20 protein-coding genes are annotated in these 25,702 nt (G+C 70.9%); 9 read left to right on the plus strand and 11 right to left on the minus strand.

The genetic code is table 11. The features are described 5' to 3' along the window. The first annotated feature begins 1 nt into the window (after window position 1). The gene (locus ACIQZO_RS12425) at window positions 2–904 is read left to right on the plus strand and encodes a LysR substrate-binding domain-containing protein (protein ID WP_403624126.1); all 903 of its coding nucleotides are present in this window, start codon (window positions 2–4) and stop codon (window positions 902–904) included. A 117-nt stretch (window positions 905–1,021) separates the two neighbouring features. Here ACIQZO_RS12425 and pepN (ACIQZO_RS12430) read toward each other — a convergent pair whose 3' ends face one another. Further along, window positions 1,022–3,622, minus strand: coding sequence for an aminopeptidase N (pepN, locus tag ACIQZO_RS12430; RefSeq protein ID WP_403624128.1), 2,601 nt, complete (start codon window positions 3,620–3,622; stop codon window positions 1,022–1,024). A gap of 140 nt (window positions 3,623–3,762) precedes the next feature. Here pepN (ACIQZO_RS12430) and ACIQZO_RS12435 point away from each other — a divergent pair, with 140 nt between their 5' ends. Beyond that, window positions 3,763–4,263, plus strand: coding sequence for a DUF1203 domain-containing protein (locus ACIQZO_RS12435; protein ID WP_403624131.1), 501 nt, complete (start codon window positions 3,763–3,765; stop codon window positions 4,261–4,263). Between the two features lie 59 nt (window positions 4,264–4,322). Here the strand turns inward: ACIQZO_RS12435 and ACIQZO_RS12440 are convergent, their stop codons facing one another. The 3 genes from ACIQZO_RS12440 to ACIQZO_RS12450 all read right to left on the minus strand — a co-directional run bounded on the left by ACIQZO_RS12440 (window position 4,323) and on the right by ACIQZO_RS12450 (window position 9,976). Then, complete coding sequence (locus ACIQZO_RS12440; protein WP_403624133.1) at window positions 4,323–5,351, minus strand: aspartate-semialdehyde dehydrogenase; 1,029 nt, start codon at window positions 5,349–5,351, stop codon at window positions 4,323–4,325. A 467-nt stretch (window positions 5,352–5,818) separates the two neighbouring features. Further along, window positions 5,819–9,142 carry a S8 family serine peptidase gene (locus ACIQZO_RS12445; RefSeq protein ID WP_403624136.1) on the minus strand — a complete coding sequence of 1,108 codons (3,324 nt, stop codon included), beginning with the start codon at window positions 9,140–9,142 and terminating at the stop codon, window positions 5,819–5,821. Window positions 9,143–9,415: 273 nt separating this feature from the next. Next, entirely contained in the window at window positions 9,416–9,976 is a 561-nt protein-coding gene (locus ACIQZO_RS12450; RefSeq protein ID WP_403624139.1) for a CGNR zinc finger domain-containing protein, read from the minus strand. Window positions 9,977–10,112: 136 nt separating this feature from the next. Between ACIQZO_RS12450 and ACIQZO_RS12455 the strand changes: the two genes are divergently transcribed. Next, on the plus strand, window positions 10,113–11,003 hold the full coding sequence (locus ACIQZO_RS12455) for a pyridoxamine 5'-phosphate oxidase family protein (RefSeq protein WP_403624141.1): 891 nt from the start codon (window positions 10,113–10,115) through the stop codon (window positions 11,001–11,003). On the opposite strand, the gene ACIQZO_RS12460 is transcribed toward ACIQZO_RS12455, so the two are convergent. Next, the gene (locus ACIQZO_RS12460) at window positions 10,979–11,938 is read right to left on the minus strand and encodes a hypothetical protein (RefSeq protein WP_403624144.1); all 960 of its coding nucleotides are present in this window, start codon (window positions 11,936–11,938) and stop codon (window positions 10,979–10,981) included. The genes ACIQZO_RS12455 and ACIQZO_RS12460 overlap by 25 nt on opposite strands. Before the next feature lie 232 nt (window positions 11,939–12,170). Continuing rightward, on the minus strand, window positions 12,171–14,726 hold the full coding sequence (gene pepN / locus ACIQZO_RS12465; RefSeq protein WP_403624147.1) for an aminopeptidase N: 2,556 nt from the start codon (window positions 14,724–14,726) through the stop codon (window positions 12,171–12,173). A 139-nt stretch (window positions 14,727–14,865) separates the two neighbouring features. On the opposite strand from pepN (ACIQZO_RS12465), the gene ACIQZO_RS12470 reads away from it, so the two are divergent. Further along, window positions 14,866–15,510 carry a DsbA family protein gene (locus tag ACIQZO_RS12470; protein WP_403624150.1) on the plus strand — a complete coding sequence of 215 codons (645 nt, stop codon included), beginning with the start codon at window positions 14,866–14,868 and terminating at the stop codon, window positions 15,508–15,510. Between the two features lie 146 nt (window positions 15,511–15,656). Here ACIQZO_RS12470 and ACIQZO_RS12475 read toward each other — a convergent pair whose 3' ends face one another. From ACIQZO_RS12475 to ACIQZO_RS12485, 3 genes are all read right to left on the minus strand, one after another. Next, complete coding sequence (locus ACIQZO_RS12475; protein ID WP_403624153.1) at window positions 15,657–16,313, minus strand: superoxide dismutase; 657 nt, start codon at window positions 16,311–16,313, stop codon at window positions 15,657–15,659. Between the two features lie 161 nt (window positions 16,314–16,474). After that, the gene (locus tag ACIQZO_RS12480) at window positions 16,475–17,878 is read right to left on the minus strand and encodes an amino acid permease (protein ID WP_403624156.1); all 1,404 of its coding nucleotides are present in this window, start codon (window positions 17,876–17,878) and stop codon (window positions 16,475–16,477) included. A 134-nt stretch (window positions 17,879–18,012) separates the two neighbouring features. Beyond that, window positions 18,013–19,413 (minus strand): amino acid permease, encoded by a 1,401-nt coding sequence (locus tag ACIQZO_RS12485; RefSeq protein ID WP_403624160.1) that lies wholly within the window; start codon window positions 19,411–19,413, stop codon window positions 18,013–18,015. 285 nt (window positions 19,414–19,698) lie between these two features. Here ACIQZO_RS12485 and ACIQZO_RS12490 point away from each other — a divergent pair, with 285 nt between their 5' ends. Next, the gene (locus tag ACIQZO_RS12490; RefSeq protein ID WP_403624163.1) at window positions 19,699–20,283 is read left to right on the plus strand and encodes a biotin transporter BioY; all 585 of its coding nucleotides are present in this window, start codon (window positions 19,699–19,701) and stop codon (window positions 20,281–20,283) included. Between the two features lie 75 nt (window positions 20,284–20,358). Here the strand turns inward: ACIQZO_RS12490 and ACIQZO_RS12495 are convergent, their stop codons facing one another. After that, complete coding sequence (locus ACIQZO_RS12495) at window positions 20,359–21,792, minus strand: amino acid permease (protein ID WP_403624166.1); 1,434 nt, start codon at window positions 21,790–21,792, stop codon at window positions 20,359–20,361. Between the two features lie 219 nt (window positions 21,793–22,011). On the opposite strand from ACIQZO_RS12495, the gene ACIQZO_RS12500 reads away from it, so the two are divergent. From ACIQZO_RS12500 to ACIQZO_RS12510, 3 genes are all read left to right on the plus strand, one after another. Continuing rightward, a complete protein-coding gene (locus ACIQZO_RS12500; protein WP_202201560.1) occupies window positions 22,012–22,497 on the plus strand; it encodes a ribose-5-phosphate isomerase in 486 nt (161 codons plus the stop codon). Between the two features lie 68 nt (window positions 22,498–22,565). Next, window positions 22,566–23,372 carry an Fpg/Nei family DNA glycosylase gene (locus ACIQZO_RS12505; protein ID WP_403624169.1) on the plus strand — a complete coding sequence of 269 codons (807 nt, stop codon included), beginning with the start codon at window positions 22,566–22,568 and terminating at the stop codon, window positions 23,370–23,372. A gap of 464 nt (window positions 23,373–23,836) precedes the next feature. Then, on the plus strand, window positions 23,837–24,979 hold the full coding sequence (locus ACIQZO_RS12510) for a PP2C family protein-serine/threonine phosphatase (protein WP_403624171.1): 1,143 nt from the start codon (window positions 23,837–23,839) through the stop codon (window positions 24,977–24,979). Window positions 24,980–25,052: 73 nt separating this feature from the next. Here the strand turns inward: ACIQZO_RS12510 and ACIQZO_RS12515 are convergent, their stop codons facing one another. Next, window positions 25,053–25,460, minus strand: coding sequence for a DUF4232 domain-containing protein (locus tag ACIQZO_RS12515; protein ID WP_403624174.1), 408 nt, complete (start codon window positions 25,458–25,460; stop codon window positions 25,053–25,055). Here ACIQZO_RS12515 and ACIQZO_RS12520 point away from each other — a divergent pair. Next, window positions 25,441–25,686 carry a hypothetical protein gene (locus ACIQZO_RS12520; protein WP_403624177.1) on the plus strand — a complete coding sequence of 82 codons (246 nt, stop codon included), beginning with the start codon at window positions 25,441–25,443 and terminating at the stop codon, window positions 25,684–25,686. The genes ACIQZO_RS12515 and ACIQZO_RS12520 overlap by 20 nt on opposite strands. Window positions 25,687–25,702: the final 16 nt, after the last annotated feature.

Below are 25,702 nucleotides of genomic sequence, written 5' to 3' on the forward strand. Positions count from 1 at the left end.
CATGACCGAGTGGGACATCAAGAAGCTGCGGATCCTGCGGACCCTCGCCGATCGGGGGACCGTGACCCGGACGGCCGAGGCGCTGCACATGACGCCCTCGGCCGTCTCGCAGCAACTGACCAACCTCGCCCGGCAGCTGGGAGTGGTCCTGCTGGAGGCCGAGGGCCGCCGGGTACGGCTCACGGACGCGGCCCACCTCGTCCTGCGGCACACGGAAGCGGTGTTCGCCCAACTGGAGCGGGCCGACGCGGAACTCGCCGGATACCTCGCCGGGGACACGGGGGAGGTGCGGGTCGGCGCCTTCTCCACCGCCGTACCGGCCCTCGTGGTCCCCGCGGTGGCCGCCCTGCGGCGGTCCCACCCCGGGGTGGAGGTCCGGGTCCGCGAGACGGAGGCCGCGGAGTCGTACGAGCTCCTGTCGGCCGGGGGCGTGGACCTGGCGCTGTCGCTCGCGGCCCACGCGCCGACCGCGCGGGACCCCCGGTTCACCCGGGTCGTGCTCCTGGAGGACCCGCTGGACGTGGCGCTCCCGCCGGGCCATCCGCTGGCGGCCGCTGCCGACCTGAGGCTGGCCGACCTGTCCGGCGACCCCTGGATCTACGGGGGCAGCGGACCCTGGTCGCAGATCGCCCGGTCCGCGTGCGAGGCGGCGGGCTTTGTCCCGGAACAGGCGCACTCGGCGTCCGGGTGGACCGCGATCCTGGCCATGGTCGAGGCGGGGATGGGGGTGGCGCTGGTCCCCCGGATGGTGTCGGGCCGGGTCTCCGGCGGGACGGTCCGGGTCCTGGCCCACGACCGCCCGACCCGCCACGTGATCGCGGCGGTCCGCCGAGGCGCCGAGTCCGCGCCCGCGCTGTCCCACGTGCTCGCGGCGTTGCGCGAAGCGGCCGCGGCGCGGCGGTAGGGGTTGACCGGGCTCTGCCCGGACCCGGTCCTCAAACACCGGACAGGCTGAAAATTCAGCCTCGCCGGCGATTGAGGACCGGGGTCCGGGGCGGAGCCCCGGTTACGGCGCGAGCCGTCAGGCCCGCGCGGCAGCGGCGTCCGCGGCCTGGGCCTTCAGGGCGCGTTCGATGCCCGCCCGGGACTCCGAGACCAGGCGGCGCAGGGCCGCGTTCGGCTCGGCCGAGGCCAGCCACGCGTCCGTCGCGTCCAGGGTCTCCTGCGAGACCTGGAGCGCCGGGTACAGGCCCACCGCGATCTGCTGGGCGATCTCGTGACTGCGGGTCTCCCAGACCTCCTTGACCGCCGCGAAGAACTTCTCGGTGTACGGGGCCAGCAGCTCGCGCTGGTCGATCTGGACGAAGCCGCCGATCACCGCCTCCTGCACCGCGTTCGGCAGGTCGCCGGACTCGACCACCGAGGCCCACGCCTCGGCCTTGGCCTCCGCCGTCGGGCGCGCCGCCCGGGCGGTCGCCGCGTGGCGCTCGCCCGCCGCGGTGGCGTCCCGCTCCAGCTCCGCCGCGATGGCCGGCTCCCCGCAGACGCCCGTCGCGACGAGCCGCTCCAGGAACGTCCAGCGCAGCTCGGTGTCGACGGCCAGGCCCTCGATCTCCGCCGCGCCGTCCAGCAGCGCGGACAGGTAGGTCAGCTGGCCCTCGGTGCGGGCCGTGGCCGCGAAGGCCCGTGCCCACGCCAGCTGGTGGTCGCCGGCCGGCTCCGCCCCGCGCAGGTGCTCCAGGGTGGCCTCGGTCCAGGCCGCCAGGCCCTCCTCGCGCCACGCCGGGTCGGCGTACAGGTCGACGGCCAGCTTCACCTGGCGGTGCAGCGACTGCACGACGCCGATGTCGGACTCCTTGCCGATGCCCGAGAGGACCAGCGAGAGGTAGTCGCGGGTGGCGAGCTCGCCGTCACGGGTCATGTCCCAGGCCGAGGCCCAGCACAGGGCGCGCGGCAGGGACTCCGCGAAGTCGCCGATGTGCGCGGTGACGGCGGCGAGGGACTCCTCGTCCAGGCGGACCTTCGCGTAGGACAGGTCGTCGTCGTTCAGCAGGAAGACCGCCGGGCGGGTGCGGCCGACCAGCTCCGGCACCGTGGTCAGCGCGCCGTCGATGTCCAGCTCGATCCGGTCGGTGCGCACGAGGGCGCCGTCCTGGAGCTCGTACAGGCCCACCGCGATGCGGTGCGGGCGCAGGGTGGACTCGCCCTTGGCGCCGGCGGGCAGTGCCGGCGCCTCCTGGCGGATGCCGAAGGCGGTGATCGCACCGTTGGCGTCGGTGGTGACCTCCGGGCGCAGGATGTTGATGCCGGCCGTCTCCAGCCACGCCTTCGACCAGGCGGTCAGGTCGCGTCCGGAGGTCTCCTCCAGGGCGCCCAGCAGGTCGGACAGGCGCGTGTTGCCGAACGCGTGCGCCTTGAAGTACGCCTGCACGCCCTTGAAGAAGGCGTCCGTGCCGACGTAGGCGACGAGCTGCTTGAGCACCGAGGCGCCCTTGGCGTACGTGATGCCGTCGAAGTTGACCATGACGTCATCGAGGTCACGGATATCGGCCATGATCGGGTGCGTGGACGGCAGCTGGTCCTGCCGGTACGCCCAGGTCTTCATGGAGTTGGCGAAGGTGGTCCACGCCTGCGGCCACTTCGTGCCGTCCGCGTCCGCCTGGCAGGCGATCGAGGTGTACGTCGCGAAGGACTCGTTCAGCCACAGGTCGTTCCACCACTCCATGGTGACCAGGTCGCCGAACCACATGTGCGCGAGCTCGTGGAGGATCGTCTCCGCGCGCGCCTCGTACGCCGCGTCCGTCACCTTCGAGCGGAAGACGTACTGGTCGCGGATGGTGACCGCGCCCGCGTTCTCCATGGCGCCCGCGTTGAACTCCGGTACGAAGAGCTGGTCGTACTTGGCGAAGGGGTAGGCGCAGGCGAACTTCTCCTGGAACCAGTCGAAGCCCTGCCGGGTCACGTCGAAGATCGCGTCCGCGTCGAGGAACTCGGCGAGCGAGGGCCGGCAGTAGATGCCGAGCGGCACGGACTGGCCGTCCGGGCCCTCGTACGAGCTGTGCACCGCGTGGTACGGACCGACGATCAGCGCGGTGATGTACGAGGAGATGCGCGGGGTCGGCTCGAAGCGCCAGACGTTGTCCTTGACGTCCGCGGCCTCGGCCCCCTCAGGGACGTCCCGTGGAGAGTTCGAGATGACCGTCCAGCCCTCGGGGGCCGTCACGGTGAACTGGAACGTGGCCTTCAGGTCGGGCTGCTCGAAGCTCGCGAAGACCCGCCGCGCGTCCGGTACCTCGAACTGGGTGTAGAGATACGCCTGCTGGTCGACCGGGTCGACGAAGCGGTGGAGGCCCTCACCGGTGTTCGTGTAGGCGCAGTCCGCGACGACACGGAGCTCGTTGGCTCCGGTCACCAGGTGACTCAGGGCGATCCGGGAGTCGTGGAAGACCGCCGCCACGTCCAGGGACTTGCCGTTGAGGACGACCTCGTGAACGGCCGGAGCGACCAGGTCGATGAATGTCTCGCCCCCGGCCTCGGTCGACTGGAAGCGCACGGTGGTCACGGACGGATAGGTGCCACCCTCCTGCGCGCCGCTGAGATCGAGTTCGATCTCGTAGGAGTCGACGGTCAGCAGCTTGGCCCGCTGCTGAGCCTCTTCACGGGTGAGATTCGTGCCAGGCACGCTTTCATCTCCTTCGATGGTGACGTTGCCCGGCCATCCTGCCATCCGGACACCGTCACCGCCTCGGAGTAATCCCACCGGCGAACGCGACGTCGTATTCCCGCCGGACACCGGCGGGCCACAGGGGCAGGATCGCGGCCATGACCAGTGGATATCGGGCCAGGCCCATCGAGGAGACGGCGCTCGCGGAGCTCCGCGAGCGCGACGACGCGGGACGCGCGTGCGTCCCCCATACCGATAGGGAGGGCGGGGCCCCGCTGCGGTGCTGTTTGCGGACCGGTGCGGCCGGTGAGCGCATCGCGCTCGTCTCGTACGCGCCGCTGCGCCGCTGGGCGGTGCGGACCGGGGCGGATCCCGGTGCCTACGACGAGCAGGGACCCGTCTTCATCCACGCCGAGGACTGCGGGGGGCCCGCCCCGGAAGGCGGCTATCCCTTCGCCCGGGCCGGGGGGTGGCGCACCGCCCGGCGCTACGACGCCCGTGGGCACATCCTCGGCGGGCGGGTCCTGGACCTCGGGAGTGATCCTGACGGGGTGTTCGAACGGAGCCTCGCCGAGGCCTTCGCCGATCCCGAGGTGGCCCTCGTACACGTGCGCAACGCCGAGTTCGGCTGCTTCCAGTTCGAGGTGCGCAGGCCCTGACGTGCCGGGAGGGCGGGTGCCGTACGGCACCCGCCCTCCTCGTCGTGGCGCCCGCGGGATCAGCCGCGCAGCTCCTCGGCCACGAGCTCGGCGATCTGCACCGCGTTCAGCGCCGCGCCCTTGCGGAGGTTGTCGCTCGAGAGGAACAGGGCGATGCCGTTGTCCACGGTCTCGTCGGCGCGGACGCGCCCCACGTACGAGGCGTCCTTGCCCGCCGCCTGCAGGGGGGTCGGGATCTCCGACAGCTCGACGCCCGGGGCGTCCTTCAGCAGCTCGTAGACGCGCTCCACGCTGATCGGGTTCGCGAAGCGGGCGTTGACCTGGAGGGAGTGGCCGCAGAAGACCGGCACGCGCACGCAGGTGCCCGAGACCTTGAGCTCCGGGATCTCCAGGATCTTGCGGGACTCGTTGCGGAGCTTCTGCTCCTCGTCGGTCTCGAAGGAGCCGTCGTCGACCAGGTTGCCCGCGAGCGGGACCACGTTGTAGGCGATGGGGCGCTGGTAGACGGTCGGCTCGGGGAAGTCCACCGCGCCGCCGTCGAAGGTGAGCTGGTCGGCGTTCTCGGCGACGGCGCAGGCCTGGCCCTTGAGCTCGGCCACACCGGCCAGGCCCGAGCCGGAGACGGCCTGGTAGGTGGTGGCGATCAGCGCGGTCAGGCCGGCCTCGTCGTGCAGCGGGCGCAGTACCGGCATCGCGGCCATGGTGGTGCAGTTCGGGTTCGCGATGATGCCCTTGGGACGGTTCTTGATCGCGTGCGGGTTGACCTCGGAGACCACGAGGGGGACCTCCGGGTGGCTGCGCCAGGCGGAGGAGTTGTCGATCACGACGGCGCCCTGGGAGGCGACCTTCTCGGCCAGCGCGCGGGAGGTGGCGCCGCCCGCTGAGAACAGCACGATGTCCAGGCCCGAGTAGTCGGCCGTGGAGGCGTCCTCGATGGTGATCTCCCGGCCCTCCCATTCGAGGGTGGAGCCCGCGGAACGGGCCGAGGCGAACAGCCGCAGCTCGTCCACCGGGAACTTCCGCTCGGCGAGGATGCCGCGCATGACTCCGCCGACCTGTCCGGTGGCTCCGACGATTCCGACCCTCACGGTGACTCCTTTTGGTACGTACGACGCGGGCGCGCGTGAAGCCATCATGCGTACGACCCCACGATCCTTGTCCAATCCATTGTCCGAGGAACGGACGGTGTCCCGAATGCGAACCCCTGTGGCGAGTTCGTGGCCGGCGCGTTGCAGGGCGCCCGAACAGCCGTTTTGCCTGGTCGGGGGCGGTTGGCGTCCAGCCTGCCGGGTCCGGAAAGCGGACATGACCGACCGCAGAACGAACCACCCGTGCGCCTGGAGCTGGAGCTGGAGCTGGAGCTGGACCAGGAGCACGAGCGGAAGACCACCCGCAATGTGATCGCCAAGACCCGGGGCGGCCGCCCCGACCGGGTCGTGTCAGTCGCTGCGCTCGCTCGGCAGGCCGTAGCGCCGAGGAGGAAGGGCCGCCGGAACGGCCCGAGGGGGCGGTGCTCGTCAGAGCGCCGCCCCCTCGGGTTTCGTACCGCGGGGTCCTACGGGAGGACCTTCTCGATCTGCACGCTGCCGGTGCCGGCGGCGGTGCCGCGGGCGTTGAGCAGCTGGACCTGGCCGAAGAACTGACGGCCCTCGGGGGCCGCGCTGTTGACCAGGACGTTCGCCGAGACCTGCGCGGTGGCGCCGTTGGCGAGGTTCACCGCGGCGGCCTCGTCGACCTGGACGGAGCCCAGGGCGGCCGAGAAGAACACGTCGCGGTAGTCGTACGTGGTGGAACCGGACGGGACCGCGTAGCCCAGCACCTCGACGGTGTAGGTGCCGGCGGCCGGGTTGACCAGGCTCACGGCCTCCTCGGAGTCGCCGTCGGCGGAGGTGCCGACCTTGACGCCGTCCTTGTACACGTCCAGGTCGAGGTCGGCGCCCGTGTCGGACGTCTTGCCGATGGCGATGTCGAGGCGGGAGACGCCCTCGCCGATGGTGACCTCGGTGGTGTGGGTCTCACCGGTGGCGATGGTCGGCTTGGCGACCTTCGCGGAACCGAGCGGGCCGCCCTTGAGCTTGCCGCCGGAGATGGCCGCGGCGTCGTTCTTGACGCTCCACTGGACCGGCGCCGGGGTGCCCTGCTTGACCTCGGGCAGGACCTTGACCGCGGGGTCGAAGGCCGCGCCGAGCACGGAGACGTCCAGCTTGAACGGGTTGTCCAGCAGCGGCGACGTGCGGCGCGACTCGACCTCGATCTCCCAGACGCCCGGCTGCGGGTCGGCGTAGGAGCGCAGGTCGGGGCGGCAGGTGTTCGCCGGGTTGTTGTAGTTCGGGTAGCACTGGGTGGTCGCGCTGTCCTCGACGCCCAGACCGTACGGGTGGATCGAGATGAAGCGGGTCTGGCTGCCCGGCTTCAGACCGCCGAGGGCGACCTCGAGGGTCTTGGCGCCCTGCGGGACGGTGACGAAGTACGACTTGTGGCTGTTGCGCTGCACCGAGGAGGTGTCCGACAGCGTGAACGACGGCTTGGCCAGCGGGGTCGAGGCGACGACCGTCGTCAGGATCTGCTTGTCGATGCCCTCGGTGGTCTCGTCGTCCAGCTGCAGGATGCCGCTGTGCACGCCGGCCGACGTGGCCTTGGCCTCGACCTTGATGGTGACGGGCTTGTTCAGCGGCAGCGTGACGTAGTCGTAGCCGCCGATGACCTTGAAGGTGCCGTCGTTGTTGCGCCAGGTCAGGTCGTGGCGGGTGCCGTACTTGACACCCGTGGTGCGGGTGACGACGACGTCGTAGACCTTCTTCTGGCCGACCTTGAGGCCGCCCTCGCGGTCGTAGAGGCCGGTGCCGAAGCCCGGGGTCTTCAGGAACTGGTCGATCGCGGTGTCGACCGGCGCCTTGACGGTGAACTCGTTCGCCTTGGCGTCGCGCTGGATGGACTCCCACGCGCCGGGAACGTCGATCAGACCCGAACCCTGGGCGTGCGCCGGGACGTCGGCGATCTTCTTCGCGGAGCTGGTGAGTGCGATCCGCAGCGAGGCCGGGGTCAGCTTGATGTTGTGCTGCTTCGCGGCCGAGATCAGCAGGGCGCTGGCGCCCGCCGCCTGCGGCGAGGACATCGAGGTGCCCTGGAGCATGCCGTAGCCGGCCGGCAGGGTGTAGCCCGCCTCGGCCACCGGGGCACCCGGCAGCCAGGTCTGGATGGTGTTGATGGCCGCGCCGGGGGCGGTGATGGTCGGCGTGAACCCGCCGTCCTCACGCGGACCGCGCGAGGAGAAGGGGAACATGTTGTACTTCTTGCTCACGCCGGAGCCGTAGTTGGCGGCCCAGGTCTCCTTGGAGACCGCAGCGCCCACGGAGATGACCTTGTCCGCGAGACCGGGGTCGCCGATGGTGTTGACGCCGGGGCCCTCGTTGCCCGCCGAGATGACGAGCTGGACACCGTAGGTGTCGATGAGGGTCTTGTAGAGCTCGGAGCGCGCGTTGTTGCCGTCGTTCAGCGCCGGGAGGCCGCCGATCGACATGTTGACGATGTCCACGCCGCGGTTGACCACGAGGTCGATCATGCCCTCGGTCAGCGCGATGTTGGTGCAGCCGCCGGACCAGGAGCAGGCGCGCGAGGAGACGAGCTTGGCGCCGGGCGCCTCGCCGTTCATCTTGCCGCCGAACAGGCTGTTGGCGGCCGTGATGCCGGCGACGTGCGTGCCGTGCTCGGACTCGATGATGCCGACGTTGACGAAGTCGGCCTTCTTGCCGACCCAGTCACCGCCCAGCGGGTCCATCGGGACGTCCTTGCGGATCTCGATCACGAACGGGATCCGCTCGGCGACCTCGGTCGCCGGGTTGTCCGTGCCGAAGTAGCCGATCTGGTAGCCGTCCTTGTACGGCTTCATCGGCTCGTTGTTCGTGAAGTCGCCGTCCTGGTCGGTGTCGACGCGGACGGTGCCGGCCGCCACGTCGTAGAGCATGCCGAACCGGTCGGTGGTGTCCCCGTCCCGGTTGACGTCGCCCTTCATGTCACCGGTGGCGGTGATCGACTCGCTGAAGCGGCTCCACTGGAAGCTGCCCTCGGGGGCCTTCCAGCTCTGGCCGCCCGCGGAGAAGGTGCCGCCGGCGGAGGTGACCGGGGTGATCTGGGCGCGCCAGGTGGCGTCGTTGTCCGTGATCGGGTCGGTCGCCGTGACCCAGTCGACGATCTTGCGCTCGCCGGTGCTGGTCTTCTGCAGGGCCGGGTGGCCGAGGTCGACGCCCGAGTCCATGATGCCGATGGTCACGCCGCGGCCGTCGGCCTGCGGGTTGTTCTTCACGAAGTCGACCGCGCCCGTCTCGAAGGACGGGTTGTACGGGTTCTTCGCGGGGGTGTTCTTGTCCGGCGCAGGGTAGGTCTCGGCCGCGGTCTTCTTCGCCGTGCCGGTCGCGCGGTCCGCGTCGGGGCGCGGGTCCGGCAGCTGGATCTCGTGCCGCAGGTCGATGCCGTGCACGGAGGACAGCTTGGCGGCCGCCTTCAGCGCGGCGTCCGCCTTGCCGGTCGGCAGGGTGGCGCGGACGTAGCCGAGGTTGTCGTACGTCCGGCCCACCGAGGCGCCCTGGACGGCGCCCAGCTGGTCGGCCACCTGCTTGGTCTGGCCGGGGGCGGTCGCGACCATGACGGTGACGTTCGCGTCACCCTTGGCCTTGGCCTCCTGGAGGAGCTCCGCGTCGGCCGAACCGAGCTTCTGCTCCGCGGACTTGACAGCCGGGTTGGTGACCGGAGTGTCCGCGCCGGGCGCCGCGAGGACGGGACCGGCGCCGGTGGCCGCGAGAGCGGCGACCAGACCGGCCGCGGCCGCGACGCGTGCGACGCGTCTGGCCCCGGATATGGAGCTGGGGGATTCGAGGGTCATCAGCATCCCTGGTAAGTGAAAGATACGGTCCGGATTTCGGTGCCGGATGACCGGTCAGCTTGGCCTACGTGACAGCTCTTTGGGGAGGGTTGTCATTGACCGAGACCTGCCATGGCGCACTCCCGCCAGTGCGGGCAATGCGCCAGCGCGGCCGTACCGGGGCACAGCGGTGCGAACCACAGGGGCTGGTGGGTCGATTTATCGACTTGATGGCCATGCGTCAGCACCGGGACGCGGTGGCGCCCCGGCGCAGGTGTGACAGATTCCGTCCGCTCAGCGCTCGCGCGTGCGCGCGTAATGACGTGAGGCCTTGGCGCGGTTTCCGCAGGCGGACATCGAGCACCAGCGCCGGGTGCCGTTGCGCGAGACGTCGAAGAAGCGCAGGACGCAGGTCTCCGAGGCGCAGGTACGGATCCGCTCGGGCGCGGAGCCCAGCAGCCCGAGGTAGTCGCGCGCCGCCGTCCAGGCCGGCCCCCAGGCGGGGTCGGCGAACTCGGCGCGCTCGCCCGGGCCTTCGGCGGTCAGCGTGGCACGGATGCGGCCGTACTCCAGTACGGCGTCGATCAGGCCGCGGGCGCTCTCGTCGGCCGGGTCGGCGACCGCGCGGGACAGTGCCTCGCGGGCGGTCAGCAGGTGGACGAGGGTCGCCGCGTCGGCGCGGAAGCGGTCGGCCAGGCCGGCGCTCTCCAGCCAGACCGCGAGCCCCTGCACCCGGGTGAGCCCGGCCGCACCGGCGAACAGGTCCAGCGGTTCGCCGTCGGAGACCCAGCGGGTGTTGAGCAGGTCGAGGGCCACCGGCTCCCCGGTCAGGGGTCGTGGATCCGCCGCCGTCATATCCCTCGCCCCTCTTCGACCGCATGGCTAACCCCTTAAGGGTACGTGAGCGGTTGACACACCCTGCCCTAACCTTTAAATTCGCTTTAGAAGGTTAGGTGAATGGGTGGGGGGAATCCTCTGCGGAAGGACCGTCATGATCTCCGGGGCGTACCACGAGGGCCCGCTGACCGTGCAGGACCGGGTCGGCGTACGGGACCTGGCCGAGCACGTCGGACGCTCGATCGGCACGGGCGTCGGCGATGTCGCCGCGGCCTTCCTGGGGCTGCAGCCGCACCTGGTCGTCGGCGCGGCCGACGGCGCGGGGCGGGTGTGGGCCTCCCTGCTCACCGGTCCGCCCGGTTTCGTACGGGCCACCGGGCCGGACCGGATCGTGGTCGCCGACGGTCCGCCGGAGGGCGATCCGCTCGCCGGGGCGCTGGCCACGGCCGGGACCCGGATCGGGAGCATCGCGCTCGACCCGCGCACCAGGCGCCGGATGCGGCTGAACGGAACCCTCGCGGTGACGCGGCGGGGCTTCGCCGTGGAGACGGAGCAGGTCTTCGCCAACTGCCCGAAGTACATCCAGCGACGGCAGCCGCTGGAGCTGGTCCGGCAGGGGGCCGGTGTCGTGCGGCGCGGTGACGCGCTGACCCCCGGTCAGCAGCGGGCGGTACGCGGCGCCGATACCTTCTTCGTCGCCACCACGGCGGAGGCGGACGGGGTCGACGCCAGTCATCGGGGAGGGCTGCCGGGCTTCGTCGAGGTGCTCTCGCCGGTCGAGCTGGCGTGGCCGGACTACGCCGGCAACGCCATGTTCCTGACCCTGGGGAATCTGACGGCCGATCCGCGGGCCGGGCTGCTCTTCCCGGACTGGGGGACCGGCGCCGTCCTGCAGCTCAGCGGTCGGGCCCGGACGGATTTCGGGGCCGACGGGAGCCGCCGCACCCGCTTGCGGGTGGAGTCGGTGGTGGAGGGGCTGCATCCGGGGCGGCTGCTGTGGAGCACCCCGGAGTACTCGCCTCACCTGGGCAGGACGACCAGGTAGGAGGCGGGTTCCCGGTCGTCGGCGGCGGTCAGGGCGGTCCGGATGACCGCAGCCTGCTGCTCCGGCCAGTCACGGAGCTTGCGTGGGGTGATGTGGAGGACGGTCACCCCGAGCCGCTCCAGCGTCTCGCGCTTGCGCACCGACTCCGACCACTGCTCGTCCTCGCCCTGGCGGGGGGCGCGGGTGTCGATCTCCACGGCCACGGAGTGCTCCGGCCAGTACGCGTCGACCCCGCCGAGGTGCGGGCCGCCGGGCAGTCGCAGGTCGATGTTCCAGACCGGGTCGGGGAGCTCGTAGCCCCGTACGAGGTGGTACAGCCGGTCCTCGGCGATGGCCCGGCCCTCGGCGAGCAGCGACTCGACGGCGTCGACCACATGCGGCCGGTTCAGCAGCCGGGCCACCGTCAGCTCGCGTACGACGGCGGCCGGTTCGCAGTGCCCGCCGCGAACGGCCTCGCTCAGCAGGCGGCGTACGGTGCCGGCGTCGGAGAGCTGGGTGACGGCGTCGGCGACGGCCCGCGCCACGGGCGCCACCGGCAGCCCGGTCACCTCCTGGGAGCGGGGCGGGGTGTGCGTCCGTACGATCCGCACGTCCCCGGTGGAGCGCAGCCGCCGGGAGCCGGGCACCAGGACGTCGATGTGCGAGAGGGCGAGGAGCGCGGGCGCGGAGCCGAACCGGTAGAGGGCGAGCGCCGCCAGCCCGGTGATCATGGCCTCGCCGCCGCGCCGACCCGCGTACAGCAGCGCGGCGTGCAGCCGCTCCTCGCTGGTCGCCGGGCCGGAGTGGAGCAGGAACACCCCGGGCAGGATCTGCCGCCAGGGCCGCTCGGCCGCGTCGGAAGCGGTGACGCCGTGCTCGCGCAGCTGGGCGAGGGTCAGCACGCGGGGGCGGCTGCCGGTGAGGTGGGCGAGGGGGAGGGGTGCGTTGTGGTTCATGACGCGGTGATTCCCTCAGGCCATGGCCTTGCTAACCCCTGTTACACGCTCGTCGACAAACCCGGACAAGCTGGGGCTAAAGTACGGGCGTTCGATTGCCGATGGAGTGCCCCGGCGTGTCGCCGCTCCCGGGCTCTGCCCGGACCCGGTCCTCAAACGCCGGACGGGCTGGAAAACCAGCCTCGCCGGCGTTCGAGGCACGGGGCAGCGTCCCCGGAGCGGACCCGCAGGGTCAGCCCGCCGCGGCGTCGCAGGCCTGGGCGCGCAGGGCCCGGGCCAGGTCGTCGCGGGCTTCCACGACCAGCCGGCGCAGGGCGGGCGGAGCCGCGGGGTGGGAGGACAGCCAGGCGTCGGTGGCGTCCAAGGTGGCGGAGTCGCTCTGCAGCGAGGGGTACAGCCCCTTCACCACGTCGATCCCGATCTGGATCGACCGGTCGGCCCACACCCGTTCGATCACCTCGAAGTAGCGCCCCGCGAATCCCGCCAGCAGACCCCGCTGCGAGGACTGCTGCATGCCCGCGATCGTCGCCTCCACCAGCGCGTTGGACAGCGCGTCCGACTCGACCACCGCCGCCCACGCCTGGTCCTTCACCGCCTGCGAGGGCCGCGCCGACAGGCACCGCACCTGGTGCCGCTTGCCCGAGGCGGTGTCGTCGCGCGCCAGTTCGGCGGCGATCACACTCTCGTCCACCGCCCCGTGCGAGGCCAGCGGCAGCAGGAAGTCCCAGCGCAGTTCCTGGTCCACGTTCAGCCCGTCGATCCGCGCCGTCCCCTCCAGCAGCCCCAGCAGCAGCTGGAAGTCGCCCTCGGTCGCCGCGCTCGCCGCGAAGAAGCGGGCCCACGTCAGCTGGTGCTCCGACCCCGGCGCCGAGACCCGCAGCTCGTGCAGTGCGCCCGCCGCCAGCTCCCGGCCGCCCTGCTCGCGCCACTCGGGATCCGCGTAGTGGGTGATCGCGGTCAGCGCCTGCGCGTGCACCATCTGCAGGACGCCCACGCCGCTCTCGCGGCCCGCATGCGCCAGGACCAGCGAGACGAAGTCGCGGGCCGGCATCAGGCCGTCACGCGTCAGGTTCCACAGCGCCGACCAGCTCAGTGCCCGCGCCAGCGGGTCCGTGAGGTCGCCGAGGTGGGCCCGCAGGGTCTCCAGCGAACCCTCGTCGAAGCGGATCTTGCAGTAGGTGAGGTCCTCGTCGTTGACCAGGACCAGGTCGGGCCGGTCCGCGCCGGCCAGTTCCGCGACGACAGTCCGCGCGCCCGACACGTCCGCGTCGGCCCGCGCGTAGCGGACCAGGGACCCGTCGGACTCCAGCCGGTACAGGCCCACCGCGACCCGGTGCGGGCGCAGTTCGTCGCCCTCCTGCGCGATGGCCAGTTCCGTCACGCGGCCGCCCGCGTCGTAGGTGATCGCCGGGGTCAGCACGTTCACGCCGGCGGTCTGCAGCCAGGCCCGCGACCACTGCGCCATGTCCCGGCCGGAGACCTCCGCGAGCACCGACAACAGGTCGTCGAGCGTGGTGTTCCCGTAGGCGTTGGCCTTGAAGTAGCGCCGCGCGCCCTCCAGGAAGGCCTCCCGTCCCACGTAGGCGACGAGCTGCTTGAGCACCGCCGCGCCCTTGGCGTAGGTGATGCCGTCGAAGTTCAGCTTGGCGTCCTCCAGGTCACGGATGTCGGCCGTGATCGGGTGCGTGGACGGCAGCTGGTCGGCGCGGTAGGCCCACGCCTTGCGATTGTTGGCGAAGGTGACCCACGCCTGGTCGAAGCGGGTGGCCTCCACGAGCGCGAAGGAGCCCATGAAGTCGGCGAAGGACTCCTTCAGCCACAGGTCGTCCCACCACTTCATGGTGACCAGGTCGCCGAACCACATGTGCGCCATCTCGTGCAGGATCGTGTTCGAGCGCCGCTCGTAGGAGGCCTTCGTGACCTTGCCGCGGAAGATGTACTCCTCGCGGAAGGTCACCATCCCCGGGTTCTCCATCGCGCCCAGGTTGTACTCCGGCACGAAGGCCTGGTCGTACTTCCCGAAGGGGTACGGGTAGTCGAAGAGCTCGTGGAACAGGTCGAAGCCCTGCTTGGTGATGAGGAAGATGTCATCGGCGTCGAAGTGCTTCGCGAGCCCCTTACGGCACATCGCGCCCAGCGGGACGGTCAGGTCCCCGCGGGTGTAGGAGTCCGTCACGTAGTGGTAGGGACCCGCGACCACGCACGTGATGTAGGTGGAGATCGGCGCGGTCTCGGCGAACCGCCACACGCCCGCCTCGCGGGACTCCTCCGCGCCGTTGCTCCACACCTGCCAGCCCTCGGGGGCCGTCACCTCGAAGCGGTACGGGGCCTTGAGGTCGGGCTGCTCGAAGTTCGCGTACACCCGCCGCGCGTCGGCCGGCTCGTACTGGGTGTAGAGGTAGACCTCGCCGTCCTCCGGGTCCACGAAGCGGTGCAGGCCCTCGCCGGTGCGGCTGAAGGCGCAGTTCGCGTCGACCACGAGGACGTTCTCGGCGGCCAGTCCGTCGAGGGAGATCCGGGCGCCGTCGAAGACCGCGGCCACGTCCAGCGCGCGGCCGTTCAGGGTCACGGCGTTCACCGAAGGGGCGATCAGGTCCGCGAAGGTGGAGGAGCCGGCGGCCGCCGCCCGGAAGCGGATCGTCGTCACCGAGCGGAAGGTGCGCGGACCCTCGGCCGGTTCGGCCTCGTCCACCGCCGACCTGATGTCGAGGACCACCTCGTACCCGTCGACGGACAGCAGCTCGGCCCGCTCGCGGGCCTCCTCGCGGGACAGATTCTCTCCGGGCACCTGCACTCCTTCGTGCGTGATCGCGTTCTTGGGTCGAATCCTCGCACGAGGGAATGCGCGTCACTCGGTACTGGTTGGTGACGGGGAACGTGAGCTCAGCGATGCCCCTTTGCGACCCGTGCCGAGACTGAGGAGAGAAATGACCGACACCCAGGTGCGCGAGAAGACCCCGGTCGATTTCTGGTTCGACCCGCTCTGCCCTTGGGCCTGGATGACGTCCCGCTGGATGGTCGAGGTCGAGAAGGTCCGCGACGTCGAGGTCCGCTGGCACGTGATGAGCCTCGCGGTGCTCAACGAGAACAAGCTCGACGAGCTGCCCGAGGTCTACCGCGAGCTGCTCGGCCCCAAGGGCTGGGCCCCGGTGCGCGTGGTCGTGGCGGCGCAGCAGAAGCACGGTGCGGAAGTCACCGGCAAGCTCTACACCGCGCTCGGCACCCGTATACACAATGACGAGAAGGGCCCGACCCGCGAGGTGATAGCCGAGGCGCTGGCCGAGGTCGGCCTGCCGGCCGAGCTGCTCGCCTACGCCGACTCCGACGAGTACGACGAGGTGCTGCGGGCCTCGCACAACGACGGCATCGACCGGGTGGGCCAGGAGGTCGGCACCCCGGTGATCTCGGTCCCCGGCTCCGAGGGCGATGTGGCCTTCTTCGGCCCGGTGGTCACCCCGACCCCGCGTGGCGACGCGGCCGCCCGGCTGTGGGACGGCACCCTGCTCGTCGCCTCGACCCCGGGGTTCTACGAGATCAAGCGCACCCGCACCAAGGGCCCGTCCTTCGAGTAGGACCCGGCGAGCCCGGCCGGCCCGGCCGGCGCACCGCACAGAAGACCCCCGTGAGTCACGTCCTCACGGGGGTCTTCCGTTCGTCACGCCCGCCGGTGAGGGTTGAGAAGACGATCACGAGGCGGACGGGCTTTGGGGTGGCGCGATCAGCCCTTGGCGGGGATCAGCAGCGGGGTGTTCGCCTTGGCGTCGGCGTAGCGCCGGGACACGTCCTGCCAGTTGACGACATTCCACATGGCCTCGATGAAGTCCACCTTCTGGTTCTTGTACTGAAGGTAGAAGGCGTGCTCCCAGGCGTCGAAGACCAGGACCGGGGTGCTGGCCACGCCGACGTTGCCCTGGTGGTCGTAGACCTGCTCGACGACCAGACGGCCGCTGACGGGCTCGTACGCGAGCACGCCCCAGCCGGAGCCCTGGGTGGCGGAGGAGGCGAAGGTCAGCTGCTTCCTGAACTTCGCGAAGGAGCCGAAGGACTCGGTGATCGCGTCGGCCAGGTCGCCCAGGCCGTCGGCCGCGGTGGGCTCGCCGCCGCCCTCGCCGGTCTTCGGGCTGGCCATGTTGTGCCAGTAGATGCTGTGGAGGATATGACCGGAGAGGTGGAACGCGAGGTTCTTCTCCAGGCCGTTGAGCGCGCCCCAGTTCTCCTTGTCGCGTGCCTCCGCCAGCTGCTCCAGCGTGTTGTTGGCGCCCGTGACGTAGGCCGCGTGGTGCTTGTCGTGGTGCAGCTCGATGATCTGCGGGTTGATCACCGGCTCGAGTGCCGCGTAGTCGTACGGAAGCTCAGGAAGCGTGTAGATGGCCATGCGTGTTATCCGGTCCCCTCGGCGTGCCAACTGCTTATTGCAATCAATGCGCAACTGCACGCTAGCAGTATCTATTCCAGGCCACATGTAAGGGTTGCCTACGAACGACGAAGGCGGGCCCCGTGTCTTCGCACGGGGCCCGCCTCATGTCCGCGGTGCCGTCAGGTCCGGGCCGCGGCCCTGCGCTGCATGACGTATCCGGTCGCCGCGAGGGCGACGGTGAGCCCGCCGGTGAAGACCACCTGGACCCGCGTGTCCTCACCCAGGGCCATCAGCACCAGGACCGCGGCCACCCCGGCCAGCGCCACCCAGGTCAGATACGGGAAGCCCCACATCTTCACGACCAGCTTCTCGGGGGCCTCGCGCTCCAGCCGGCGGCGCAGCACGAACTGCGAGACGGCGATGAAGCCCCAGACGATCAGGATGACCCCGCCCACCATGTTCAGCAGCCAGGCGAACAGGGTGTCCGGGTACCAGTAGGAGAGCAGCACGGTGACGAAGCCGAAGCCGCAGGAGGCGAGCACCGCCCGGCGCGGCACCCGGCCCGTGACCTTGCCGAGCGCCTTCGGGCCCTGGCCGCGCGAGACGAGGGAGTAGGCCATGCGCGAGGAGCCGTAGATGTTGGCGTTCATCGCGGACATCAGGGCGATCAGGATGACCACGTTCATGATCTCGCCGGCAGCCGGGATGCCCAGGCGGTCGAGGGTGGCGGTGTACGGGCCGTCCGCGGTGACCGCGGGGTCGTTCCACGGGAGCAGCGTGACGATCACCAGCATGGAGCCCACGTAGACGATCGCGATCCGCCACATGGTGGTGCGCACGGCCTTCGCCACGCCCTCGACCGGGTTCTCGGACTCGGCGGCCGCGATGGTGACCGTCTCCAGTCCGCCGTACGCGACGACCGAGGCCAGCAGTCCGACCAGCAGGCCGTCGACGCCGTGGGGCAGGAAGCCGCCGTCGTGCAGCAGGTTGGCGGCGCCGGGGGCGTCGGTGCCGGGCAGCAGGCCGAGTACGGCGAGGACGCCCAGGCCCAGGAAGAGGGCGATCGCGCCGATCTTGAGGGCGGCGAACCAGAACTCGAACTCGCCGAAGTTCGAGACGGCGGCGAGGTTCGATCCGCAGAACACGGCCATGAAGGCCAGCACCCACATCCAGGAGGGGGTGCCGGGGAACCAGCCGGTCATGATGTGCGCCGCGCCGATGGCCTCGATGGCCACGCCCACGCACAACAGGGTCCAGAACATCCAGCCCGCGGTGAATCCGGCCCACGGGCCGATCGCCCGGTCCGCGTGGACGGAGAAGGAACCGGAGGCGGGGTTGGCGGCGGACATCTCGCCGAGCATCCGCATCACGAACATCACGAGCAGCCCGGACGCGGCGTACGCGAGCACGATCGAGGGACCCGCCGCGGCGATGCCGGCGCCGGACCCGACGAAGAGTCCGGCGCCGATGACACCGCCGAGGGCGATCATCGAGAGGTGGCGCTGCTTGAGTCCGTTGCCGAGGGGTGACCCGGCGTCGGCCTGCGGCGCTTCGGGTGGTGCGACGGTGCTGCTGTGGCTCATGGGGTGTGTGCCTGTCAGGTGCGGGGGTGGAGCAGGCCCCAGTGTGTCGATTGCCCGATCACCGGACGTCGAACGTCCGATATTCGGACAGTCATTTCACGGATCGTGATCACACCCGTACGACCCCGGCCGGGTCAGGCGGCCCGCCGCTCCCGCAGTTCCCGGATCCCCGCCACGGCCAGCACCAGCGCGGCCGCACCCGTGGACCACAGCAGCTGGGGCCGCGCGGAGTCGTCGAACAGCATCAGGACCAGCACCGTCGCCATTCCGAGCAGCGCCGCCCAGGTCGCGTACGGGAACAGCCACATCGGCAGGGTCAGCCGCTCCGGCATGTCCCGCTCGATCCGGCGGCGCAGCTTCAGCTGCGACACGGCGATCAGCGCCCACACGAACAGCAGCACCGCGCCGACCGCGTTGAGCATGTAGAGGAAGATCGTGTCCGGCCACAGCAGGTTGAGCACCACCGACACGAAGCCGAAGGCCACCGACGCGAACACCGCCCGGCGCGGCACCCCGCCGCCCGAGACCTTCAGCAGCGCCTGCGGCGCCTCGCGGCGCTCGGCCAGCGAGAACACCATGCGGGAGGACCCGTAGAGATTCGCGTTGAGCGCCGACAGCAGTGCCACGAACACCACGATGTTCATGATCTGGCCGGCCGCCGGGATGCCGATCGAGTCGAGGACCGCGACGTACGGGCTCTCGCCCGGCTTCAGCGCGTTCCACGGCAGCAGGGTCACGATGACCACCATCGAGCCCACATAGAAGAAGAGGATGCGCCAGACCGCGCTGCGCACCGCCCGGGACACCGACCGCGCCGGGTCGTCGGACTCGGCGGCCGCGATGGTGACGACTTCCAGGCCGCCGAAGGCGAAGATGACGGCGAGCATGCCGGCGACCACGCCGCCGACGCCGGCGGGGAAGAAGCCGCCCTGGCCGGTGAGGTTGGCCATGCCGACCGGCTCGGTGTCCGGGAGCAGGCCGAGGACGGCGAGGGTGCCGAGGATCAGGAAGAGGACGATCGCGCCGACCTTGAGGGCGGCGAACCAGAACTCGAACTCGCCGAAGTTCTTCACGGCGGCCAGGTTGCTCACCGTGAAGACCACCATGAAGAGCAGCACCCAGACCCACTGGTCGACTGCGGGCAGCCAGCCGTTCGCGATCTTCGCCGCGCCGGTGGCCTCCACGGCCAGCACCACGACCAGCAGGAACCAGTACAGCCAGCCCGCCGAGAAGCCGGCCCAGCGGCCGAGCGCCTTCTCCGCGTAGACGGAGAAGGAGCCCGAGGCGGGCATCGCGGCCGACATCTCGCCCAGCGCCCGCATCACCAGCATCGCGAGGACGCCCGCGAGCAGGTAGGAGCAGATGATCGCGGGACCGGCGATGCCGATGCCGGCGCCGGAGCCGACGAAGAGCCCGGCGCCGATGACGCCGCCGAGGCCCAACATGGTCAGGTGGCGCTGCTTGAGGCTGTGGCTGAGGGGTTCCGCGGGCAGGTCGCCCGTCGTGGGAGGTGCTTCTTCCAGGCGCTCGCGCATGAAGGGTGCTCGTACTCTCGTTCGGCCCAGCGGCGGTAGGGGCTCCGCGTCAGAATTGGCGGGACCCTACAGTCTCGCTGAGCGGCGGTCGTCCGTGCAAAACGGACGTGTTGTCCGATCTTCCTCGTGACGAGGATCACGTCAGTTCGGATGTGTGGCACGGGGTTTGTGGTATCCCCACCAAAGCGGGGAGGGCGGCTTTGTTCCGGGCAGCGCTGGGGAGACGGCCGCCCGCGCACTAGCGTCGGTGATCGTCCCGCCGCCCCCACCCCGTGGAGTCCCCCGATGAGCACTGCCTCCGTCTCCCTCCGGCCCGGCGCCGTCCTCGCCGATCTGCTGCCCGCGAGCCGCGTCCGCGACATCGCGCTCGTCGTCGGCGGCGCCGCGCTCACCGGACTGGCCGCCCAGATCTCGGTCCCCGTTCCCGGCTCTCCGGTCCCCGTGACGGGCCAGACCTTCGCCGCGCTGCTCGTCGGCAGCGCCTTCGGCGCCCGCCGAGGCTTCCTCTCGCTGGCGCTGTACGCCCTCGTCGGCATGGCCGGCGTGCCGTGGTTCGCGGGCGGGACCTCCGGCGCCGGTGGCGCTTCCTTCGGGTACGTCCTCGGGATGCTGCTGGCCGCCACCGTCGTCGGCGCCCTCGCGCGGCGCGGCGGCGACCGCTCGGTGCTGCGTACGGCCGGCTCGATGGCGGTGGGCTCCGCCGTGATCTACGCGGTCGGCGTGCCGTACCTGATGGCCGCCACCGGGATGTCCCTCGGCGCGGCTGTCGCGGCGGGCCTGGTCCCCTTCCTGATCGGCGACGCCCTCAAGGCCGCGCTGGCCATGGGCGCCCTGCCGGCCGCCTGGAAGCTGGTCGGCCGCCGCGGCTGAGCGGCCCCCGAAACGCACCGGAGCCCGGCCCGCCTTGCGAAGGCGGGCCGGGCTCCGGCGTATGTGCACGAGCGATCAGCCCTGCAGGGCCCGCTTGCGGCGGAAGTCCAGGATCACACCGACGAGCACGACCAGGCCGGCGACCAGGGTGGACAGGGTGACGACCTCGCGGTTGGCGTCGTCCACGAACATGTAGCCGATCACGAACATGATCAGTGCGGCGGTGGCCCAGGTCAGCCACGGGAAGAGCCACATCTTCACGGTCAGCTTCTCCGGGGCCTCGCGGACCAGGATCCCGCGCATCCTCAGCTGGGTGAAGCAGATCACCAGCCACACGAAGAGCGCGATGGCACCCGAGGAGTTGAGGAGGAAGTTGAAGACCGTGTCCTTGAAGGCGTAGTTGAAGTAGACGGCGACGAAGCCGAAGACCGTGGAGCCCAGGATCGCGGCGACCGGCACACCCCGCTTGTTGACCTTGGCGAACGCCTTGGGGGCGTCACCGCGCTCACCGAGTGAGAAGGCCATGCGGGAGGCGGTGTAGAGGCCCGAGTTCAGGCAGGACAGCACGGCGGTCAGGACGATGACCTCCATGATCGTGCCGGCGTGAGCGATGCCGATCGAGTCCAGGGCGGCGACGTACGAGCCCTTCTCGGTGATCGACTTGTCGTTCCACGGGAGCAGGGTCAGCACGATGAAGATCGAGCCCAGGTAGAAGACGCCGATCCGCCAGATGACGGAGTTGGTGGCCCGGGTGACCGCCTTGCGGGGGTTCTCCGACTCACCGGCGGCCAGGGTGACGATCTCGCTGCCCATGAAGGAGAAGACGACCATCAGCACACCGGTGAGCACGGCGCCGTAGCCGTTGGGGAAGAACCCGCCGGCGTCGGTGAGGTGCGCGAAGCCCGCGCCCGGGTTGTCGGAGCCCGGCAGCACGCCGAAGACGGCCAGCATGCCGACGATCACGAACGCGCCGATGGCGACGACCTTGATGCCCGCGAACCAGAACTCGAACTCACCGTAGGAGGCGACCGAGCCGAGGTTGGTGACGGTCAGCACCGCCATCACGATCAGCGCCCAGGCCCACTGCGGGACGGCCGGGATCCAGTTCTCCAGGATGGCGGCACCGGCGGTGGCCTCCACGGCGAGGACGACGACCCAGAAGAACCAGTAGAGCCAGCCGATGGAGAAGCCCGCCCAGCGGCCGAGCGCGCGGTCGGCGTAGGCCGAGAAGGAGCCCGAGTTCGGGCTGGCGGCAGCCATCTCGCCGAGCATCCGCATCACGAAGACCACCATCGCGCCGACGAGGGCGTAGGAGATCAGGATGGCGGGACCGGCCTTGGCGATACCGCCACCGGAACCGACGAAGAGGCCGGCGCCGATGACGCCGCCGATGGCGATCATGGACAGGTGGCGGTTCTTGAGACCGGCCTTCAGACCGTCGGAGGGCTGGCCTTCACCGGGGTTCCCGGTGGGGTCGCCTTCTTTCTGGAGGGTCGTCGTGGAGCTCATGGACGGATCCTTAGGTTCTCGGGTTGCGAGCCCCGGCATTCAAGCCTGAGATGAACGCAGGACGGAAGACCTCAATCCGGATCGTTGCCTTGGGGTGAACCTCCAGGAACAAAGCCCTGCCGTGTCCCATCTGCGTTCTTTGGGTTTACTTGAGCTTTAGAAGTGACTTACGCGACACCCGCTGCGGGCTGTCGGGGCTCCTCGTGCCACACTCGTCCCATGCGCGTGTACCTCGGATCCGACCATGCCGGCTTTGAGCTCAAGAACCACCTGGTGGACTGGCTCAAGAACAACGGCCACGAGCCCGTCGACTGCGGGCCCCACATCTACGACGCCGTGGACGACTACCCGCCGTTCTGCCTGCGCGCCGCGGAGAAGACCGCCGCCGACGCCGACAGCCTCGGCATCGTGATCGGCGGCTCCGGCAACGGCGAGCAGATCGCCGCGAACAAGGTCAAGGGCGTCCGCGCCATCCTGGCCTGGAGCGTCCAGACCGCCCAGCTCGGCCGTGAGCACAACAACGCCAACGTCATCTCCGTCGGCGGCCGGATGCACACGCAGGACGAGGCCGTCAGCTTCATCGAGGCCTTCCTGGCGACCCCGTACTCCGACGAGGAGCGCCACACCCGCCGCATCGAGATGCTCTCCGCCTACGAGACCACCGGCGAGCTCCCCCCGATCCCGGCCCACCACCCGCAGGGCTGATCCCGCTTCCGGCCGTGCCGCCCCTCGGGGGCGGCACGGCCGGTTTCTTCTTTCCGAGGAGCTTCGCCGTGCCCGAGGGGCATACGATCCACCGCCTCGCCCGGGACCACGCCGAGCGGTTCGCGGGCCGGCCGGTCCGCGTCAGCAGCCCCCAGGGCCGCTTCGAGCAGAGCGCGGCCGTCCTCGACGGGCGCGAGCTGGACGGCACCGAGGCACACGGCAAGCACCTCTTCCTGGAACTCGGCGACGCCTGGATCCACATCCACCTCGGCCTGTTCGGCAAGCTCGGCTTCGGCCCCGCCCCGGCCCCGCCCGCCACGGACACCGTCCGGCTGCGCCTGGTGAACGAGGACCACTACGCCGACCTGCGCGGCCCCACCGCCTGCGCCCTGATCGGCGAGAGCGAGAAGAAGGCGATACACGACCGGCTCGGCCCGGACCCGCTGCGCGCCGCCGACGACCCCGACCGCGCCTGGGCCCGGATCTCCCGCTCCCGCACCACCGTCGCCGCCCTGCTCATGGACCAGAAGATCGTCGCGGGCATCGGCAACGTCTACCGCGCCGAGGTCCTCTTCCGGCACGGCATCGACCCGTACCGGCTCGGCCGGGAGCTCACCCGGGGTGAATGGGACGCCATGTGGGCCGACCTGGCCGCCCTGATGCGCGAGGGCGTGCGCAACAACCGCATCGACACCGTCCGCGACGAGCACCTGCCCGAGGCGATGGGCCGGCCGCCGCGCGTCGACGACCACGGCGGCGAGGTGTATGTCTACCGGCGGGCGAACATGCCCTGCCACATCTGCGGGGGCGAGATCCGCACCGCCGACCTCGCCGCCCGCAACCTCTTCTGGTGCCCGGGCTGCCAGTCCCGTTAGTCCGCCCCTTCCGTCAGGAGCCGTGCGGCAGCCACGGCGCCACGTCCCCGGCGAAGGCGCGCGAGGCCTCCGTCAGCGCCCCCGGGCGCACTTCCCGCACCAAGCCGGCCGTACCCGGCGAGCCGGGACGATAGCCCCGCCGGGTACGGAGAGCCGGAAGTCGAGGGCGGCGGCCGATCCCACGCACGCATCAGCGTCCCGGACGCCGAGCGAACGGCCGACGCCGGTCAGCGTTCCGTAGGGCTCCCGCTCCTCGGCGAGGTCGGCACGCCACCGAATGCCAGTTCCAGGTGGTCGTACCAGACATCCCACTCATCCGCCTGTAATGCGCGCATCTCAAGAGCCATACGGCCATCCCTATCGGGGCATTCCGTCCCAGTCGATCTGTTTTCGGGCGGGTGCGAGCCCCAGGTCCGGGGGTACCCCTGCGCATCCACAGCCAGGATGGATAAGGTCCCGATGCAATGGCCCGAGCACGCGTGGAATCCCTCATGGCCCGGATGCGCATGCTGTCGCACCGGAGCCGCACCGCCCTGCGCAAATCAGCCGTCGACTACTTCCGCGGCGACGGCTCCGACTGGCTCGCCTTCGGCGGACTGCTCCTCACCATCCCCGCCATCGCCTGCGGCACGCTGATGCTGCCTGTCTGGTTCTCGCCGGCGGCGCTCGTCCTGCCGATCGTGGCCGGGGGACTGCTGCTGCGTCCCGCCAGCCTCCTCGCGCTGTACGCCGCCTCCGCGGCCGCACTGATCGTCGAGGCCCTCGTCCTCGGTCCTTATACCCAGGGCCCGGCGCGCGTCACCCCCGGCACCGTGCTCGTCGTCGCCGCCTGCGGATTCTTCGGCCTCGTCATCGCCCAGTTCCGCAGCCGCGTCGGCGTGCCCTGGCGGCGCGGCGGCACCATGCTCTTCGACCTGCGCGAACGCATCCGCGTCCAGAGCAAGCTGCCCGCCCTGCCGCGCGGCTGGCACCGGGAGATGGCCCTGCGCCCGGCCGGCGGCCAGTCCTTCTCCGGCGACTTCGTCGTCGCCGCCCGCACCAACGGCGGGCGGACCCTGGAGATCGTGCTGACCGACGTCTCCGGCAAGGGCATGGAGGCCGGCTCCCGCGCCCTGCTCCTGTCCGGAGCCTTCGGCGGACTGCTCGGCGCGCTGCCCGCCCACGGCTTCCTGCCCGCAGCCAACGGCTACCTCCTGCGCCAGGACTGGGACGAGGGCTTCGCCACCTCCATCCACCTCGTCCTGGACCTGGAGACCGGCGACTACGAACTCCTCTCGGCCGGCCACCTACCCGCCCTCCAGCTCTCCGCGGGAACCGGCCGCTGGCAGGAGAAGTCCGGCGAGGGCCCGCTCCTCGGCGTATACGACGGAGCCGAATTCACCCCCGCCAGCGGCAACCTGCGCCCCGGCGACGTCCTGATGCTCTTCACCGACGGCCTGGTCGAGACCTCCGACCGCGACATCAGCGAGGGCATCGACCGCCTCACCGGCGAGGCCGACCGCTACGTGGCCGCCGGCTGGGACGGCGCCGCCTGGCACCTGATCGAAAAGGTCGCCAAGGACGTCAATGACGACCGCGCACTGCTGCTGATCCGCCGCTCCGCCTGACCGCAGGACCCCCACCCCCCGCTGCGCCGGGCGGCGTCACGGCCGCCCCACCGCGATCCGTGGCGTCCGGGCCTCAGCGGACCAGCGGCTGCCACGGACCGAGCCCCAGCCTCCCGGTGTTCCCGAGGTCCACCGGCGCGGAGACCCGCAGCCACAGCCGGGGCGCGCCCGGCTGCGGCTCGACCTCCACGATGCGTGCCGTCACGGCCGGAACCGACGATTCGGTGACGAGGTTGCGCCACACCATCCCGAAGAAGGCCGCCTGCCCCGGGGCCAGCGTCACCGGCTGCGGAGCCGCGTCCAGGTTCGGCGTCCCCGTGGTGATCCCCGCCGTCCCGTGCTCCACCGCGACCTCCACCGGATCGTTGCGGTCGTCGCGCAGCGACAGCTGCGGATAGCCCTCCAGAACGTAGGGCTGCGTACCGCAGTTGACCAGCTGGAAGTCCGCCACCCGCAGCCCCATGGCCGCGTTCCCGTCCATCTCGACGAGCCGCACCCCGCCCTCGGGGCACGGCTCCGCCGAGGCCGGCGGAGCCGCGGGGGCGCTCCGGGCGGGCGCCGGCCTCGCGCCCCCGCTCACCGAGGTCGGCCCGGGCGCCGCCCTCGGGGCCGGTGGCGTCGAGCACCCCGCGGTCCCCGCCAGCGCCCCCGCCACGACCAGGGCCGGTATCCATCGCATCGTCCGCCGCTTCGCGATCATCCGGTGAGCCTACGACGGCACGC

It is taken from the genome of Streptomyces sp. NPDC097617 (assembly GCF_044761485.1).
Lineage (GTDB): Bacteria > Actinomycetota > Actinomycetes > Streptomycetales > Streptomycetaceae > Streptomyces.